The 16,090-nt window shown below is 68.4% G+C and carries 14 protein-coding genes; 8 read left to right on the forward strand and 6 right to left on the reverse strand.

The annotated features are described in order from the left end of the window. Positions 1-158: 158 nt before the first annotated feature. Positions 159-2,327, reverse strand: coding sequence for a HAMP domain-containing sensor histidine kinase (locus tag ASF16_RS22380; protein WP_056172444.1), 2,169 nt, complete (start codon positions 2,325-2,327; stop codon positions 159-161). 199 nt (positions 2,328-2,526) lie between these two features. Continuing rightward, entirely contained in the window at positions 2,527-3,225 is a 699-nt protein-coding gene (locus ASF16_RS22385; RefSeq protein WP_056172998.1) for a response regulator transcription factor, read from the reverse strand. 246 nt (positions 3,226-3,471) lie between these two features. Here ASF16_RS22385 and ASF16_RS22390 point away from each other — a divergent pair, with 246 nt between their 5' ends. Together ASF16_RS22390 and ASF16_RS22395 are read left to right on the forward strand one after the other, a co-directional pair. Further along, complete coding sequence (locus ASF16_RS22390; RefSeq protein ID WP_056172447.1) at positions 3,472-4,842, forward strand: SPFH domain-containing protein; 1,371 nt, start codon at positions 3,472-3,474, stop codon at positions 4,840-4,842. A 2-nt stretch (positions 4,843-4,844) separates the two neighbouring features. Further along, entirely contained in the window at positions 4,845-6,419 is a 1,575-nt protein-coding gene (locus ASF16_RS22395; protein ID WP_235507487.1) for a hypothetical protein, read from the forward strand. 44 nt (positions 6,420-6,463) lie between these two features. On the opposite strand, the gene ASF16_RS22400 is transcribed toward ASF16_RS22395, so the two are convergent. After that, positions 6,464-7,240 carry a hypothetical protein gene (locus ASF16_RS22400; protein ID WP_156372198.1) on the reverse strand — a complete coding sequence of 259 codons (777 nt, stop codon included), beginning with the start codon at positions 7,238-7,240 and terminating at the stop codon, positions 6,464-6,466. 119 nt (positions 7,241-7,359) lie between these two features. Next, positions 7,360-8,091, reverse strand: coding sequence for a LuxR family transcriptional regulator (locus ASF16_RS22405; protein ID WP_056172452.1), 732 nt, complete (start codon positions 8,089-8,091; stop codon positions 7,360-7,362). A 645-nt stretch (positions 8,092-8,736) separates the two neighbouring features. On the opposite strand from ASF16_RS22405, the gene gph reads away from it, so the two are divergent. Beyond that, entirely contained in the window at positions 8,737-9,432 is a 696-nt protein-coding gene (gph, locus tag ASF16_RS22410; RefSeq protein WP_056172454.1) for a phosphoglycolate phosphatase, read from the forward strand. Between the two features lie 61 nt (positions 9,433-9,493). On the opposite strand, the gene ASF16_RS22415 is transcribed toward gph, so the two are convergent. Both ASF16_RS22415 and ASF16_RS22420 read right to left on the reverse strand, forming a co-directional pair. Further along, entirely contained in the window at positions 9,494-11,164 is a 1,671-nt protein-coding gene (locus ASF16_RS22415) for a methyl-accepting chemotaxis protein (protein WP_056172457.1), read from the reverse strand. Between the two features lie 294 nt (positions 11,165-11,458). After that, positions 11,459-12,049: a chalcone isomerase family protein gene (locus tag ASF16_RS22420; protein ID WP_056172460.1), complete on the reverse strand. Its 591-nt coding sequence runs from the start codon at positions 12,047-12,049 to the stop codon at positions 11,459-11,461. Positions 12,050-12,431: 382 nt separating this feature from the next. Between ASF16_RS22420 and trpE the strand changes: the two genes are divergently transcribed. From trpE to ASF16_RS22445, 5 genes are read left to right on the forward strand one after another with little or no spacing between them, the layout of a single operon-like run. Continuing rightward, positions 12,432-13,931, forward strand: coding sequence for an anthranilate synthase component I (gene trpE / locus ASF16_RS22425; protein ID WP_056173003.1), 1,500 nt, complete (start codon positions 12,432-12,434; stop codon positions 13,929-13,931). Further along, entirely contained in the window at positions 13,928-14,302 is a 375-nt protein-coding gene (locus ASF16_RS22430; RefSeq protein WP_056172464.1) for a chorismate mutase, read from the forward strand. The genes trpE and ASF16_RS22430 overlap by 4 nt, the downstream gene beginning before the upstream one ends. Further along, positions 14,299-14,871 carry an aminodeoxychorismate/anthranilate synthase component II gene (locus tag ASF16_RS22435; protein ID WP_056172467.1) on the forward strand — a complete coding sequence of 191 codons (573 nt, stop codon included), beginning with the start codon at positions 14,299-14,301 and terminating at the stop codon, positions 14,869-14,871. The genes ASF16_RS22430 and ASF16_RS22435 overlap by 4 nt, the downstream gene beginning before the upstream one ends. Then, the gene (locus ASF16_RS22440) at positions 14,868-15,398 is read left to right on the forward strand and encodes a DinB family protein (RefSeq protein ID WP_056172469.1); all 531 of its coding nucleotides are present in this window, start codon (positions 14,868-14,870) and stop codon (positions 15,396-15,398) included. Before ASF16_RS22435 ends, ASF16_RS22440 begins: the two co-directional genes overlap by 4 nt. Positions 15,399-15,402: 4 nt before the next feature. After that, positions 15,403-16,077, forward strand: coding sequence for a LysE family translocator (locus ASF16_RS22445; protein ID WP_056172472.1), 675 nt, complete (start codon positions 15,403-15,405; stop codon positions 16,075-16,077). Positions 16,078-16,090 lie beyond the last annotated feature (13 nt).

A 16,090-nucleotide genomic window follows, 5' to 3' on the forward strand; every position in this document is an offset into this window, starting at 1 on the left:
GGGTAGGTCTCCTTGCGCGGTTGTGACAGGGCGCACCAGAGGGCGGTGCAATCCTGCAGCGTAGGGCGCGGGCCGTAGCGCCGCTGTCGGACGGCACCCCCCGACCCCGTGCGCGCAGGTGCCTTCTCTGCCGCCCTGGCGGGTGCGCGAAACCTGACTCAGCCGAGGCGCTGGAAGGTCAATGTGAACGCCACGCCGTCCTCCGTATTGCGCGCATTGACGGTGCCGCCCATCTTGGCCATGTAGGTCTTGGCGACGAACAGGCCCTGGCCGCGGTGCTCCGAGCCGCCCGGCGGTGTGGGCAGGCTGGGGTCGGACACGCCCAGCTCGAAAATGCGCCCGAGCAAGTCCTCTTCGATGGTGGAGCCCTGGTTGTGCAGCGTGGCGCTGGCCGTGGACTCCGACGCCTTGAGCGTGAGCGTGATCGCCGTGCCCGCCGGGCGGTAGCGGTCTGCGTTGCCCAGGATGTGGGTTACCACGTCCTCCAGAGCGAACTCATCGGCGCGCACGACCACGGGCCCTGTGCCGCCTTGGTAGACCACGTTGCCGATGCCCGCGAAATGCGCGTTGTCGGCCACGTGGCGCAAGAAGGCGTCCAGGTCCAGCCGGCCCTGCGGCAGGTCGGCAGCCTGCAGCGCCTCGGCCGGCGATGCCGTGCCGTACAGCACGTGCACGGCCTGTTGCATGCGCTGCACGTAGCGATGCCCCGGGTCGCCAGGCCCGCCGTGCAGCACCATGAGCGACTGCAGCGGCGACATGATCTCGTGGCCCACGGCGTGCCACATGTCGCGCTCCTGCTGGGCGCGCAGCTGTTCGCGCTGGATGTCGTCCTTCACGCGCTGCAGCAGGTCGGCCAGGCCGCCAGCCAGAATGCCCAGCTCGTCCGAACCGCGCAGGTCCGACACATCCAGGTCGCCCAGGCGCGGGCCGATGTGGCCGTCCTGCACGTTGTACGAGACGGCGGCCGCGCGCCGCGTCAGCGCGGTCACGCGCCGCAGCAGGCCGACTTCCACCGCCAGCCAGGCCAGCGCGATGGCTGCGAGCATCGCCCCCAGGTACCACGACATGCGCGTGGCCACGACCGCCAGGCCTTGCTCCACGCCACGCAGGTTGCCGGTGAAGGTGACGGCGTAGTTGCCCAGCGGTGTGTCGAGAATGTCGAGCCCTGCGGGCACCTCCTGCACCTTGGCTTCACCCGGGCCCTGCAGGTCCAGCGGCAGCCAGCTGATCAGGCGGATCAGCCACGGCGCCGTCGGTCCCGCCTCGACTTCGGTGCCGCGCAGCGTGAGGGCGTCCTGCTCGCTGCTGCCCAGCTTGCGGATCTGCACCTTCTCGCCCGGCAGCAGCGAGCGGGCCACGTCGGCCAGCGACGCGGCGGGCTGCGCGCCGGGCGTGTTGCTGTCGAACAGCGCAGGCGTGCGGGTGGGGCCGCTGCCGGCGTCGGCCGCAGGGCCCAGCATCTCCACCCGCACGCGCATACTGCCCAGGTCCTCGGGCGGCCAGACCAGCGGTTGCTTGCCGAACAGCGCCTCGCGAAACAGCTCCACGGGCAGGCGGATCGAATAGAACGTGCGGCGCAGGCAGCCGGGCGCGGTGCCCGCCGGGTCGCGGCATGCATTGCTTTGCCACAGCCAGCCGCGGAAGTCGCGCACCGGGCGCGCGCGCACGTCGAGCGTCTCTTCGCCCACGTCCGCAAAGCCGGTCAGCCGGCCGCGGGTCTGGATGCTGCCTTGCGGCGGCAGCGCCTCGAACGGCGCCACCCAGCGCGACGTGGTGCCGCGCATGTCCAGCGTGACCCGGGCGCGGTGCACGGCGGCCAGGTCCAGCGCGCCGCGTTCGCGCGGCACCAGCTCGCCCGCATAGAAGCTGCCCACCAGGTAGATGAAGCCGCCCGCATAGGGGTTGTTGCCGATGGCCGCGCAGGCCGAGGCGCCGTCCGGGTACTGCACCGCGCAGCCCGCCATCTCCACCGCCTGCTGCGCCTTGTTCTGGTCGTCGAAATCGATGGCGGCGTAGGGCAGCAGCAGCGGCGCCAGCGGCGTGGCGCCCTGGCCCTGAATGTGTGCATTCAGCAGCGCCAACTGGCCGGACGGATGGCGCAGGCGTGCCATCACTTCGGACTGGCTGCGCTTGAAGCCGTTCTGGTAGCTCTGCCAGGCGCGCTCCTTTTCCTCCTTGAGCAGCACCACGCTGAGCGCCACCGTGGCCGCTGCCAGCAGCAGGAACACGCTGCGCACGAGGATGCGCAGGCGAAACGCCGGCAGGCCCAGGCGGGGCATTTCGAGCCGCGGCATCTCCAGCGCCGGGCGCCGCAGCAGGCGCTTCATTGCCAGCTCCCCTCATCAAAGGCACTTCGCACGGCAGATGGCGAATGAACAGGGCGTGGCCTAGACCAGGGTCGCCGCGCGAGGGCCGCCAAGCTGCCCGGGCGGCGCTTAGCTTGCGGGCGCTGGCGACGTCCCACTTCCCGAATGGCGCAGCCAGTCGAGAGAAGGGGGAAGCGGCGAAGCCGCTCAGGGGGATGCTTCACTGCTTTACCCAACGGAAGCCGCGCATGGGGACGTTCTCGATGCCTTCGAACGACGGATCGACCTCGCGCAGCGCCTCGCGGATGGTGCTCACATGCTTGCGCACGTTGTCGCGGTTGCGGCCGCTCTTGACCACGTCGAACAGCTCGTCGTACGACACGACCTCGCCGCTGCGCTGGTGCAGCGTGGCCAGGATGCGCTGGGCGGTCAGCGGCAGGTTGATGCGCTCGCCGCGCCAAGTGGGGGTGCGCTGCCACAGCGGGTCGAGCACCAGCGCGTCGCCCGGCGACGCAGCGGGCGCGGCCTGGGCGGGGGATGTCTGCGTGGTGCGCAGGATGTCGAGAAAGGTCTCGATGAAGTCCGCCTCTTCGAAGGTCGTCTTCTGAAGGTAGTCCCACGCGTCCAGCGCTTTCATGATGCTGCGGTAGATGGCCGCGGGCATGGCCGACACCACCAGCACGGGCGTGCCCTGGCCTAGCTTGTTGATCGCGTTGATGAGCGCCACGCCCGCATGGCGCTCGCGCCCCAGTTCGATGTCCAGCACCACGGCGTCGTAGTGCTCGCGCGCCAGGGCGGCCTCGGCGTCGTCGCGGGTGAACCACTGGTCGATCACGATGCCGCTCTTTGCACTGGCAATCCAGCCGGCCAGCTGGTTGCTGGTGGGCAGGTCGTCTTCGATCACGGCGATGCGTGCGATGCGTGCGTTGAGAGTCATGAAAGCGCTTTTCAGTGGTGGTGTCCGGATTATCCCGGCGCGCCACCGGGGGGCGGTGTGAGTTTTTCTTCCGGGGCCGGAGCATTCGCTCGGCGGGTGGGCGGACTCTGGGCTGTGGTGCGCGTTGTTGCTTCCGGGTGTTCTCCGAAGAATCACCTACCAATGAACAGCCCGCAGGTTGTTCAGGCCAAGACAACAAATTCAACCCATCCGAGAGAGAGAAACACCATGAAATTCACCTGGAACCGCATCGTCCAAGCCCTGCGCGGCCGCTCCGCCGCCACGCCCTCCGCCACCGACGCTGGCGCTGCCGCAGACGCTCCATACGACGAAGCAGTGGGAGCCGCAGCAGTCAATCCTTGGGCCACCGCCGAAGACCGCCGTCCCGCCCGCCGGGCCTATGCGCTGCCCACGGCACGCACCGTGCGCTGGCTGGCCTTGGGTGCAGTGGTGGTGGCTGCTGGCGTAGCGGTGGTGCGCAACCCGCCTGTGCGGCATCTGGACCAGGGCGAGCTGGGCCTGCGCACGAACCAGTTCACCGGCTCGGTCACCCAGTGGCGCGATGGCGGCGTGTGGGTGCTGCCCGGCGTGCACAGCGTGCGGGTGCTCTCTCTGCGCGACCAGAGCTACCGCCCCGAAGCCATGCGCCAGGCCACCGGCAGCGCGCCCCTGCAGTCGGTGGAAGGCCTGTCGTTCGGCCTGGACCTGAGCGTGCGCTATGCGCTGGACCCGGCCTCCAACGCGGTGAAGTCCGGCAACCTGCCCGACGACGTGGACGGCGACGTCGTGGCCCCCGCGGTGCAGGGCCTGGTCTACAAGGTGTTCGCCCGCTACACGGTGCGGGAGATCTTCTCGTCCAAGCGCGCCGAGATCGCACAGATCATTGAGACCGAACTGCGCACCCGCCTTGCGGCCGATGGCGTGGTGCTGCGCAGCGTGCAGATCGGCAAGGTGGACCTGCCCGCCGAATACCGCCGTGGCATGGACAGCCTGCTGGCCGAAGAACTGGCCTCCGAGAAGATGCGCTACACGCTGGAGCTCAAGGACAAGCGCGTGAAGGAAACCGAGCTGGACGCATCGGCAGACAAGGTCCGCCGCGAGGTGGCCGCCGAAGCCGCAGCGCGCGAACAGGTGATCGCCGCGCGCGCCCAGGAAGAAGCCATGAAACACGTGCTGCCCTTCAAGCAGCGCCAGATCGAGCAGCGCCAGCTGGAAGCCGAAGCCGAACGCGTGGCCCGTGTGAAGGCCGCCGAAGGCAACGCCCAGGCCCGCCGCATCGAGGCCAACGGCGAGGCAGACGCCCGCCAGAAACTGGCCGAAGCCGAGGCCTACCGCATGGACCGCATCGGCAAGGTGAACGCCGAGCAGATGGCCCGCGAGGGCGCCCTGGTCACACGCCACCCGCTGCTCATCCAGAAGACGCTGGCCGACAAGCTCTCGGACAAGATCCAGGTCATCATCGCGCCGCCGCCCACCAATGGCGACTTCATCGGCGCAGCGCTGCTGGGCGGCAACCGCAATGCCCAGGCCGCTGCCGCGCAAGCTGCCGCAGGCGCCGGTACCGACGACGCATCCACCACCACTGCTGTGGAGCAATGAACATGAAGCGCACTCTCTTCACGCTCATCACGGCCATCGCTTCGGCCGCCACCACGGTGGCTACCGCTGCCGCCACCCCTGCCACCGCCAGCGCACCCACCGGCGCAGCGGCCAGCGCATCCAGCAGCGCAGCTGCCAGCGACTTCGGCAGTGCCATCGTGGTGCAGGACCAGGCCAGCCTGCGCGCCGCGCCGCGCGACTCGGCCCAGCAGCAGACGCTGCTGTGGCAGGGCGAGGTGCTGGAAGTGCGCGGCGAGCGCATGGACTACCTGCAGGTGTGGGACCACAAGCGCGAGCGCGGCGGGTTCATCCGGGCCAGCGACGTGCGCCGGGTCTCGCTGACCGAGGCCGACGGCCCCACGCTGCTGTCGGTGCTGCGCTTCATGCGGGACACGCCCGGCTCCGAAGCGCTGGGCATCGGCCTGACCGCCGCCTACCTGCAGGCAGCGCCTGCGGCAGCGCTGTCGGGCGAGCGCGGTGCGCAGGCCCTGGATGCCCTGGGCACGTTCGCCGACCGGCTGGCGCGCAGGGCATCGCTGGCACCGTCGAGCACGGCGGCAGGCAAGGCCAACGGCGCCACGCTGTCCGCACATCTCGACGTAGCCAACGGCTACGGCGTGCGGTTCACCACCTACGAGGTCGAAGGCCGCATGCAGATCTGCTACGACGGCGAGGCCTTCCGCCGCGTGCTGGCCATGCCCTCGGCCGATGCCGACCAGCGTGCCCGTGCGGCGCTGGCGCTCACGCGGCCCGAATGCACCAACCCCGACCTGCCCGCCCACGAGCGCGCCAAGCTGCAGGACTGGCAGGCCCAGTTGCTGGAAAAAGTCGACGTGGCCGGCCTGCCCAGCTACCTGCGCAACCGGGTGCAGATGCGCCGGGCGGGGCTGTGGAGCGCCGTGGCCTTCCAGCAGGCGCGCAAGGACGGCGGCCCCGCCGCGGGCGCTGCTGCGTCGCGGGCCCTGGCGGAGTTTGCGGGCGTGAGCCGCAACGATCTGCCCGACGAAGACCAGGTTGCGTACAACGACGCCGCCATGCGCGTGAGCGCGGTGCGCTGGGCGCTGGTACCCGCCGCCGCACCGGTGGCCGACGCCAAGCGGCCCGCCGTGGTGGTGCAGCCGGGTGCGCCTGGCGAGAGCTGCGTGCTGCTGGTGGATGCGCAGCGCGGCGCCAAGGACCCGCTGGTGCGCCGCTGCACCTACGGCGTGGTGTGGGCGGCGTCCGCCACCGTCAACCGCGAAGGCACTGCCGTGGCCCTGGCCGTACAACCGCTCGAAGGCTGGCGCGAACTGTGGGTGATGCGCAAGGCGGGCGATGCCTGGGTGGTGGACGTGCTGCCCCCTGCAGCCACATCGCCTGAAACCGGCTATGCCGAATTCGCCGGCTGGGTCCCCGGCGGACAGCAGATGCTGGTGGCCCGCGAGGCGCGCGGCCAGGGCCGCTACCGCAAGAGCTTCGAGGTGGTCCGCATCGACGGCCTGGCCACCGAACGGGTGACGGGTGACGTCGCATCGCTGCCCTTGTTCCAGCGCTGGCAGGACGCGGGCTGGAAGCGCCAGACGCTGAGCCTGCGTTGAACGCAACGCTCCCCTGCTGGTGCTCAGCGGGGGAGCGGGCGTTTCTACAGCCGGCTGTAGCAGGCCGACGCCGGCAGGGTGTCGAGCGCTGCGGCCACACGGGCCAGGGTCGGCAGGATGGACGGGTTTTCATCCCCCAGCAGGCACAGCGTGTTCTCGCCGCGCTTGGCCCAGATGGCCTGGCTGGTCAGGCCCGTGATCTGCCGGAACGTGCCCCAGTTGGCCGCCACGCTGGCGTTGGACTCGGAGCGCGAGAACGCCACCTGGCCCAGCGACGTGCCGCCCAGCACCGTGCCGGCACCCGAACACTGGCTGTTGCCAAAGAGCCGCAAGCCCTGCACGTGCGAGAGGGTGGTGCCGTTGACCTGCACGGGGCGCAGGTAGTTGCGGGCCCACTGGCCGCCGCCCGCGGCCACGCAGCTGTTTTGCTGCCACTCGCCCAGCAGGCCTGCGATCCCCGCGGTGATGACCGGGCCCGTGTCGCCACCGCCCGTGCCGGCCGCGCAGTTCACCTGCACATCGGCGACGGGCGCCGTGGCGGTGCCGCTGCCGTTGGCCACCTTGCAGTTTTGCCCGGCCGGTTGTGTGGCGACCTCGACCCGGTAGCCGGTGGACGGCTGGGCGAACTGGAAAGCACCGTTGGCGTTGATGCGCAAGGCATCGCCGCCGTTGTTGTTGAGCACCAGCTCGGTGTTGGCGGCCAGCCCGGTCACCGTGCCGCCGATGGCATGGGGCGCCGCGCCGCCGGTATCGTCGTCGCCCCCTCCACCGCAAGCGGTGAGCATGGCGGCGATGCAGGCGACCACGGTCAGGCGTGGCATGAAAAGAAAGGTGGCAGGTGCAGTGCGCAAAGTGAAACTCCCCAATGAATGGCTTCACGCACAGCGCATGAAGTGGGGCGATTGCAGCGCACAGGCCCTGCGGCTTGAACTGGCTGTTCTTACAGGCCGACCAGCCCCTGCATGAGCGCCTTGACGATGGCGTGCTGCCGGCTGTGGCAGCCCAGCTTGGCCATCGCATTGCTGAGGTGAAAATTCACCGTGCGCTCGGCGATGTTCAGCACCAGTCCGATCTCCCACGACGTCTTGCCCGCAGCCGCCCACTGCAGGCATTCGCACTCGCGCCGCGTGAGAACCGGCTCCTGCTCGGCGTCCGCACGCAAGATGCGCAGCACCGCCTCGTGCGCATGCGCCGCCAGTGCGGGTATCAACGGGGCCGTGTGCAGCACCAGGTCCTGGGCCTCGGCCACGGGCACATGGCGCAAGCTCAGGCACAGCAGGCTGAAGCGCCCATCCATGCTGTGCGTGGGCGCGTAGATGCCCGCGCGCACGCCGAAGTCGTGGGCCTCCTGCATCATCTGCGCGGCGCGGGGGTGGTCGTACAGGTCGGCGCTGCTCCAGCGCTGCGGGGTGGTGTGGCGCGCGCAGTGGTGCACGCGCGGGTCGACCTTGTAGTAGTTCTTCTTCAGGTAGTGGCTGTGCCACTTGTCGGAGATCACCGAGGTCGAGTCGACATGCAGCCCGCCCTGGCGCGAGTAGCTTTGAAGGCCCTGCACGATGCTGTCGTAACCCAGTGCCTGGCCGACGCTCGACAGCAACTGCGTGAGCTCCTGCGGCGTGCGCACGCTGTGGAATTGCTCCAGGGAGTGAAGGTAGCGGGGCAGCGTGAGCATGGCCGGTGTTCTATCCAATCGCAACGAAGCACGCACCTGGCAGATCTGACAGGGCGCATCCGAATCGTAGTCTTTCTGGCGGTGAGAGGGGCGCCATCCTGGGCAGTGGCCGCCAGCGCATGGCGTCGCCGTGTGTGCTGTCTGCGCCTCGGCACGTTCCACCCATGCAGAGCCCCAGTACCGCAGATCCTGCTGCCCCGAGCCTGCCATGCGGCGCTGGCGCATCCAGTCCAGATGGCGGCCTACACACCCCGACCGCTGTCCGCCTACGCGCTGGTGCCCGGCGGTCGGCGAGCCTACGGGCAACCAAAACGGAATGGTCCGGTTTGAAACTGGCTGTTCAGCCGTCGTCCATGCAAAGCCTTCAATACCAATGCTTTTCGAGCCAGTTGCTGGTCTGCGATAGCTTTCGGGCGTTGACTTCGTGCCAGAAGTCCTGCCCCCGCGCCGTCTCGGCCGCCAAAGCGCAGCAAGTGCTGTCGGGCTCCACAGCCGCACCTGCAGAGGCTGCGTCTGTTTCGGCCGGCGACGCCAAGCCGGTGATTCCCTTGCAAGGGTAGCAAAGCCGGCGGCTCAGTCCGCATGGGGTGTCCGAGGGCGGCGCCCCGTTACCATCCAAGGCATTTTTCACTTCATCGTGCTGCCTTGAACTTCCTTCCCCTGAACCAGAAACAACTGGACGCCGCCATCGTCGATCTGGACGGCACCATGGTCGACACCATGGGTGATTTTGCCGAGGCCATCAACCGCATGCTGCGCGATCTGGACCTTCCGCCCATCGAGTCCGCCCGCATCGAGCCCATGGTAGGCAAGGGCTCGGAGAACCTGCTGCGTTCAGTGCTTCAGCACGTCCTTGCGCAGGATGACCAAGCGCTGGCTGCTATCAAAATCGATGCGCTGTACCCCGCCGCGTGGGACAGCTACCAGCGCCACTATCTCGCCATCAATGGCCAGTACTCGGCAGTCTATGCGGGCGTGGTGGATGGTCTGCAGGCGTTGCGCGCCGCCGGTCTGCGCCTGGCCTGCCTGACCAACAAGCCGACGGACTTTGCCGTGCCGCTGCTCAAGGCCAAGGGGCTCGACGGCTTCTTCGACCATGTGTTCGGCGGCGATGCGTTCGAGCGCAAAAAGCCCGACCCCTTGCCGCTGCTCAAGACCTGCGAGGCCCTCGGTACGGCACCGGCGCGCACGCTGATGGTGGGCGACTCCAGCAACGACGCGCAGGCCGCACGCGCGGCGGGCTGCCCGGTGGTGCTGGTGACCTACGGCTACAACCATGGCCAGCCGGTGCGCGGCGTGGATGCCGACGGTTTTGTGGATTCCCTGGCCGCGCTGCGCTAGCGTCTTTCGATCCTCAATGCCCGCGCCCGGCGGTCGATCCGGGCTGCTGGGCCAGCCAGCGTCACGCCGGGAGTTGCCGCGTCGTAGCACCGCTGCCGTAGCCCAGGCGGGCGCCGCCCGAAGGTGTCGATGGGTCGGCAGTGGCCGACCGCGTGGACGCACCCGAAGCCCCCGAAGTGCCCGAAGCACCCGGCGCCAGGCGGAACACCGCCACCGCATCCACCAGCAGGCCTGCCTGCGTCTTGAGGCTGTCGGCCGCTGCCGCGCTTTGCTCCACCAGGGCCGCATTCTGCTGCGTGGTCTGGTCCATCTGCGTGATGGCTTCGCCCACTTGCGACACGCCCTGGCTCTGCTCGCCGCTGGCCGCGCTGATCTCGCCCATGATGTCCGTCACGCGGCGGATGGCGCTGACCACCTCGGTCATGGTGGCGCCGGCCTTGTCCACCAGCACGGTGCCGCGCTCCACGCGCTCCACGCTGGTGCTGATCAGGGCCTTGATCTCCTTGGCGGCCTCGGCGCTGCGGCCGGCCAGGCTGCGCACTTCGCTGGCCACCACCGCAAAGCCCCGGCCTTGCTCGCCGGCCCGGGCGGCTTCGACCGCGGCGTTCAGCGCGAGGATGTTGGTCTGGAATGCGATGCTGTCGATCACGCTGATGATGTCGGCGATCTTCTTGCTGCTGTCGTTGATGCCCTTCATCGTGTCCACGACTTCGGCCACGACATTGCCGCCCTGCACGGCCACGGTCGATGCGGTCATGGCCAGCTGGTTGGCCTGGCGCGCGTTGTCCGCGTTCTGGCTGACGGTGGAGCCCAACTCCTCCATCGACGCGGCGGTCTGCTGCAGGGCCGACGCCTGCTGCTCGGTGCGCGCCGACAAATCATTGTTGCCCGAGGCGATCTCCGCGCTGGCCGTGGCCACGCCTTCGGCGCTGTGGCGCACGTTGCCCACGATAGTGGCCAGGCGGGCCTGCATGGTGGCCAGGGCCTGCAGCAGTTGCCCGGTCTCGTCGTTGCGGCCGGTGTCGATGGGGTGTGTCAGGTCGCCGTCGGCGATGTTCTCGGCGGCCCGCTGGCCGCGCTGCACCGGCCGCACGATGGAGCGGGTGACGGTGAAGGCCAGCAGCGCGCCCAGCGCCACGGCCACCAGCGTGCCCACGCCCAGCAGCACCTGGCTGGCCGTGGCCAGCGTGCCGGTGTCGGCCTGGCCCTCGGCCAGTTGCGCGGCCATGGCCTTGCGCAGGTCGTCCAGGGCCTTGAGGTATTTGTCCGCCAGCGGCCGCAGGTCCTTGTCCACGAGGGCCGGCACATTGGGCTCGCCGCCGCGGTGCAGTTCGCGGATCTCGGTCAGCTTGTCGTTGTAGGCCGTGCGGGCTGCGGCAATGGCTGCCAGCAGCGTGCGTGCCTGCTCGCCCTGCGCCAGCGCCTCGATGCGCTGCACCTTGGTGTCCATGCCCTTGGCGGTGGCCGTGGTGTCGGCCGTGAGCTTGTCCATGTAGTCGCGGTCGATGGCCTTGAGGAAGGCTTCGGTGCGCACCCAGTTCAGCCGGATGTCGGCCGCCCAGTCTTCCACCAGCAGTTGCTGTTCGATCTCCTGCGTGGCCACGCGTTCGCTCGCGCGGTGCAGGCTGCCGATGCGCCACATGCCCATGGCAGCGATGAGCGCGGTGATGAGCAGGATGGCGGCGAACGAGGCGCCCAGCCGCAGGCCGACGGAGAGGTTGCTGAATGTCATGGTGGTGTCCGGCGCAGAAGAGGTCGTCGTGAAAGGCGGGAGGTCGTTGCGTTGCAGACAGCTCGTTCCGGGGCGCGGGTAGCGGGGAGGAGGCTGCGGCCCGCCGCGCTGCAGGGGATGTGCAGTAGCGGGTCGGTGTAGGTCAGTACGGGTCCGTGGGTGGTGCAGCGCTGTAAAAAACGCTGCATGAAGGTTACGTGCCAGCAGGGCCGGCATCTGTCGGCCGCGCGACAAGAAGTGGTCTCATCGCGTGGGGGTTTGCCCGGGGCTGGACCCGGACCCTCTGGCATGCTGTCAGCCCGCGGGCTTGCCCAGCATGGCGTCCTTGAGCTTCCAGTCCGCGGGCGCATTGCCCAGCCAGATGCCCATCAGCGCGTTGAAGAATTCGGGCTCCTTGAAAGGCTCGCCCTGCGGCTCGCCCTTGACGGTGATCACGGTGCCGGTGCCCGGAATCCAGTCGATCATGAACTGGTCGCCCGCGCGCAGCTTCTTGTGCTCCGAGAAGATCTGGCTCATGCGCAGCACACCCGGGATGAGCTTGGAGAACGCGGCCTTGTCCATGTTGTCCTCCATGCCGCGCGAGAACAGCTTGCCCAGCTCGGTGGAGTCGATCTCGCGCAGCATGGTGATGCTCACGCGCTTGGGGCCCTTGAGGGCTGCGACTTCCTGCGGCGACTGCGCCTTCTTCTCCAGGTACAGGCCCGCGGTGTACACCTTGAACACGGCCTTGTAGCGCACGCCTGCGCCGTTGAGCTGCAGGGTGCTGCCACTAACGGTCGCGGTCTCCGCGTATTTCACGTCGGCCACGGTCACGGGCTGGGCGATCGCGCTGGCCGCCAGTACCCAGGCAGCCAATGTCACCGCGCAACGCTTGCAGAACTTCATGCGCAACTCCTAAAAAAGAACGGTCGTTCGTTTCAAATTGTTGCTGCGCTCGACTTTTGCCGCAACAGGGTTTTCGAGTGGTTGCGGCGTTGTAGGGAGGCCCGTCGAAAATGGATCGGCAAAAAACCTTTGCTACACTTTGGCCCATGTTCATTCATCACGTGTTCATCACAGGTTGCAGCGACCGGGGAGCCTGGCCCTGGCGTCCGCCTGTCTGCCTGAACGCCTGATGGCACCTGGGCTCTCGCCCCAGCGTGCACCCGTGGCCCTTGCCCTGCAGCCTGCAGCGGCGGGCCGACCGAATGGACCGTAGCGCCCCGTTGATCTATCTGCTTGCTGACAAAGCCGGGACACGCGCTGCGAAATGCTGGGAGCTCTCCCCGTGATCACAGAACTTGAATTCAAAAGCCTGGCCGGCGAAGGCTACAACCGTATTCCGCTCATGGCCGAAGCGTTTGCGGACCTCGAAACCCCTCTCTCCCTGTACCTGAAGCTCGCGCACAGCAAGGACGGCGGCAAGCACAGCTTCCTGCTCGAATCCGTGGTGGGCGGCGAGCGCTTCGGGCGCTACAGCTTCATCGGCCTGCCGGCGCGCACGCTGCTGCGCGCCAGCGGCTTCGGCGCCAACGCCAAGACCGAGGTCGTGACCGATGGGCAGGTGGTGGAGTCCGCAGCGGGCAATCCGCTCGACTTCATCGAGGCCTACCAAAAGCGCTTCAAGGTGGCCCTGCGCCCTGGGCTGCCGCGCTTTTGCGGCGGTTTGGCTGGCTACTTCGGCTACGACGCGGTGCGCTACATCGAAAAGAAGCTTGAAGACACCTGCCCGCCCGACACGCTGGGCTGCCCCGACATCCTGCTGCTGCAGTGCGAGGAACTGGCCGTCATCGACAACCTGTCGGGCAAGCTCTACCTCATCGTCTACGCCGACCCGGCCCAGCCCGAGGCGTATGCCAAGGCCAAGAAGCGCCTGCGTGACCTGAAGGAGCAGCTCAAGTATTCGGTGAGTGCCCCCATCGTCAAGCCCACCGAAAGCCACCCCGCGCAGCGCGACTTCTCCAAGGCCGACTACCTGGCCGCCGTGGACCGCGCCAAGGAGCTGATCGCCGCCGGCGATTTCATGCAGGTGCAGGTGGGCCAGCGCATCCACAAGCGCTACACCGAAAGCCCGCTCTCGCTGTACCGCGCGCTGCGATCTTTGAACCCGTCGCCGTACATGTACTTCTACGACTTCGGCGACTTCCATGTGGTGGGCGCCAGCCCCGAGATCCTGGTGCGCCAGGAGAACACGCCCGACGGCCAGAAGGTCACCATCCGCCCGCTGGCCGGCACCCGGCCCCGCGGTGCCACGCTGGAGAAGGACAAGGCGGCCGAGGTCGAGCTCATCAACGACCCCAAGGAGCGTGCCGAGCATGTGATGCTGATCGACCTGGCGCGCAACGACATCGGCCGCATCGCCAAGACCGGCACCGTGAAGGTGACGGAGGCCTTTGCCATCGAGCGCTACAGCCATGTGATGCACATCGTGAGCAACGTGGAAGGCATCCTCAACGACGGCATGACGGCCATCGACGTGCTCAAGGCCACCTTCCCGGCCGGTACGCTCACCGGCGCGCCCAAGGTGCATGCGATGGAGCTCATCGACCAGCTCGAACCGACCAAGCGCGGCCTGTACGGCGGCGCCTGCGGCTACCTGAGCTACGCGGGCGACATGGACGTGGCCATCGCGATCCGCACCGGCATCATCAAGAACGGCACGCTCTACGTGCAGGCTGCAGCCGGCGTGGTGGCCGACTCGGTGCCCGAGCTGGAATGGAAGGAAACCGAGCACAAGGCCCGCGCCTTGCTGCGCGCGGCAGAACTCGTCGAGGAGGGCCTGGAATGACCGCCCCCACGAAACCCCAAGCCATCGACAAGGTGCAGGACTGCACCACCATGGCCGAGGTGCGTGCGCGCATCGATGCGCTCGACGACGTGCTAGTGCCCTTGCTCGTGGAGCGCAGCGCCTACATGACGCAGGCTGCGCGCATCAAGCAAAGCGACGCCCAGGTGCGCGACGTGGCCCGCATCGAGGCCATCGTGCGCCGCGTGCGCGCCACGGCCCAGGCCGAAGGTGGCCAACCCGACCTGATCGAAGCCATCTACCGCGGCATCATGGAAGCCTCCATTGCCTACGAACACCGCGAGTTCGCGCGCCTGCGCGCCGGGCACGCCAGCGACGCGGCCGCACCACAGACCGCAGGGAGCGCAGCATGAAACTCTTGATGGTCGACAACTACGACAGCTTCACCTACAACATCGTGCAGTACTTCGGCGAACTGGGTGCCGAGGTCGAGGTGTTCCGCAACGACGAGATCACCCTCGAAGGCATCGCGCAGCGCGCCCCCGACCGCCTGGTGATCTCCCCCGGCCCGTGCTCGCCCGCCGAGGCCGGCATCTCGGTGGCGGCGATCCAGCACTTCGCGGGCAAGCTGCCCATCCTGGGCGTGTGCCTGGGCCACCAGAGCATCGGCGCCGCGTTCGGCGGCACCATCGTCCGTGCGCAACAGCTGATGCACGGCAAGACCAGCGTCATCACCACCACGCAGCAGGGCGTGTTCGCGGGCCTGCCCGAGAAGTTCACGGTCAACCGCTACCACTCGCTGGCCATCGAGCGCGCCGCGTGCCCTGACGTGCTGCAGGTCACCGCCTGGACGGATGACGGCGAGATCATGGGCGTGCGCCACAAGGAGCTGGCCATTGAGGGCGTGCAGTTCCACCCCGAGAGCATCCTCACCGAACACGGGCACGCGATGCTGAAGAACTTTCTGGAGCAGCGCGCATGACGGCGCCGGCCGATGCTGCGGCAGCGTCGGGCTCGTTCGCCCAGCTGTTCCAGTACAAGCGCTGGGCCAACCAGGAGTTGCTCGCGCTGGGCGAGGCGTCGCAGGCGGCATTGCCCGAGGACGACCACCGGCTCTTCGTGCGCATCCTGAACCACACCTACGTGGTGGACCGCATCTTCGCGAGCCACCTGCAGGGCCTGCCGCAGACCGGCTACGCGGCGACCAACACCGACGAGACGCCTGCACTGCCCGCCCTGCGCGACGCCGTGCGCGCGTCGGACGACTGGTACCTGCAGTACGCCGGCGGCCTCGGCGCGGACCAGCTGGCCGAGCCCGTGCAGTTCCGCTTCACCGACGGCGACACCGGCGCCATGACGCGGGCCGAGATCCTGAACCACGTCGTGGTGCACGGCACCTACCACCGGGGCGCGGCCGGCCGCATCCTGGCGGGGCATGCGGTGCCGCTGCCGCGCGACTCGCTCACCACCTTCCTGCACCGCCTGCAACCGGAGCGACGCTGGTCGTAACACCATGCCCGACAGCCACCAACTGCTCATGTTCATCGCGGCCGGCTGGCTGCTGAACCTCACGCCCGGCCCGGACGTGCTGTACATCGTCTCCAACGCCCTCAAGTCCGGCACCCGCGCGGGCATCGTCGCCGGCCTGGGCATCACCGCCGGGTGCTTCGTGCACATCTTTGCGGCCGCCGTGGGCGTGGGCGCGCTGCTGGCCACGTCGGCCACGGCGTTCACCGTGCTCAAGTGGGTGGGCGCTGCCTACCTGATGTGGATGGGTGTGCGCATGCTGCTGTCCAAACCGTCGGGCGATGGAGGCAGCGCAGCGGCCATCGCGGCGGCGCAGGCGGGGGCATCGTCCGGTGCTGCTGCCACGCCGCTGTCCAAGATCTTCATGGGCGGCTTCTGGACCAACGTGCTCAACCCCAAGGTCGCGATCTTCTTCCTGGCGTTCGTGCCGCAGTTCATTGCGCCGGGCACCGAGAACAAGGCGCTGGCCTTTGTGCTGCTGGGCGTGCTGTTCAATGTGAACGCGATTCCCGTCAACACGGGCTGGGCATTGGCTGCGAGCTGGATGGCGCGCCGCATGGGCGCGGTGCAGCGCGGCATGCACTGGCTGGACCGCATCGCAGGCGCGATGTTCATCGGCTTTGGCCTCAAGCTCGCCTTCACCGACCAACCGTCGCAATGAAGCACCGGCAAAC

It is taken from the genome of Acidovorax sp. Leaf78 (assembly GCF_001422735.1).
In the GTDB taxonomy this organism is placed as follows: domain Bacteria; phylum Pseudomonadota; class Gammaproteobacteria; order Burkholderiales; family Burkholderiaceae_C; genus Acidovorax.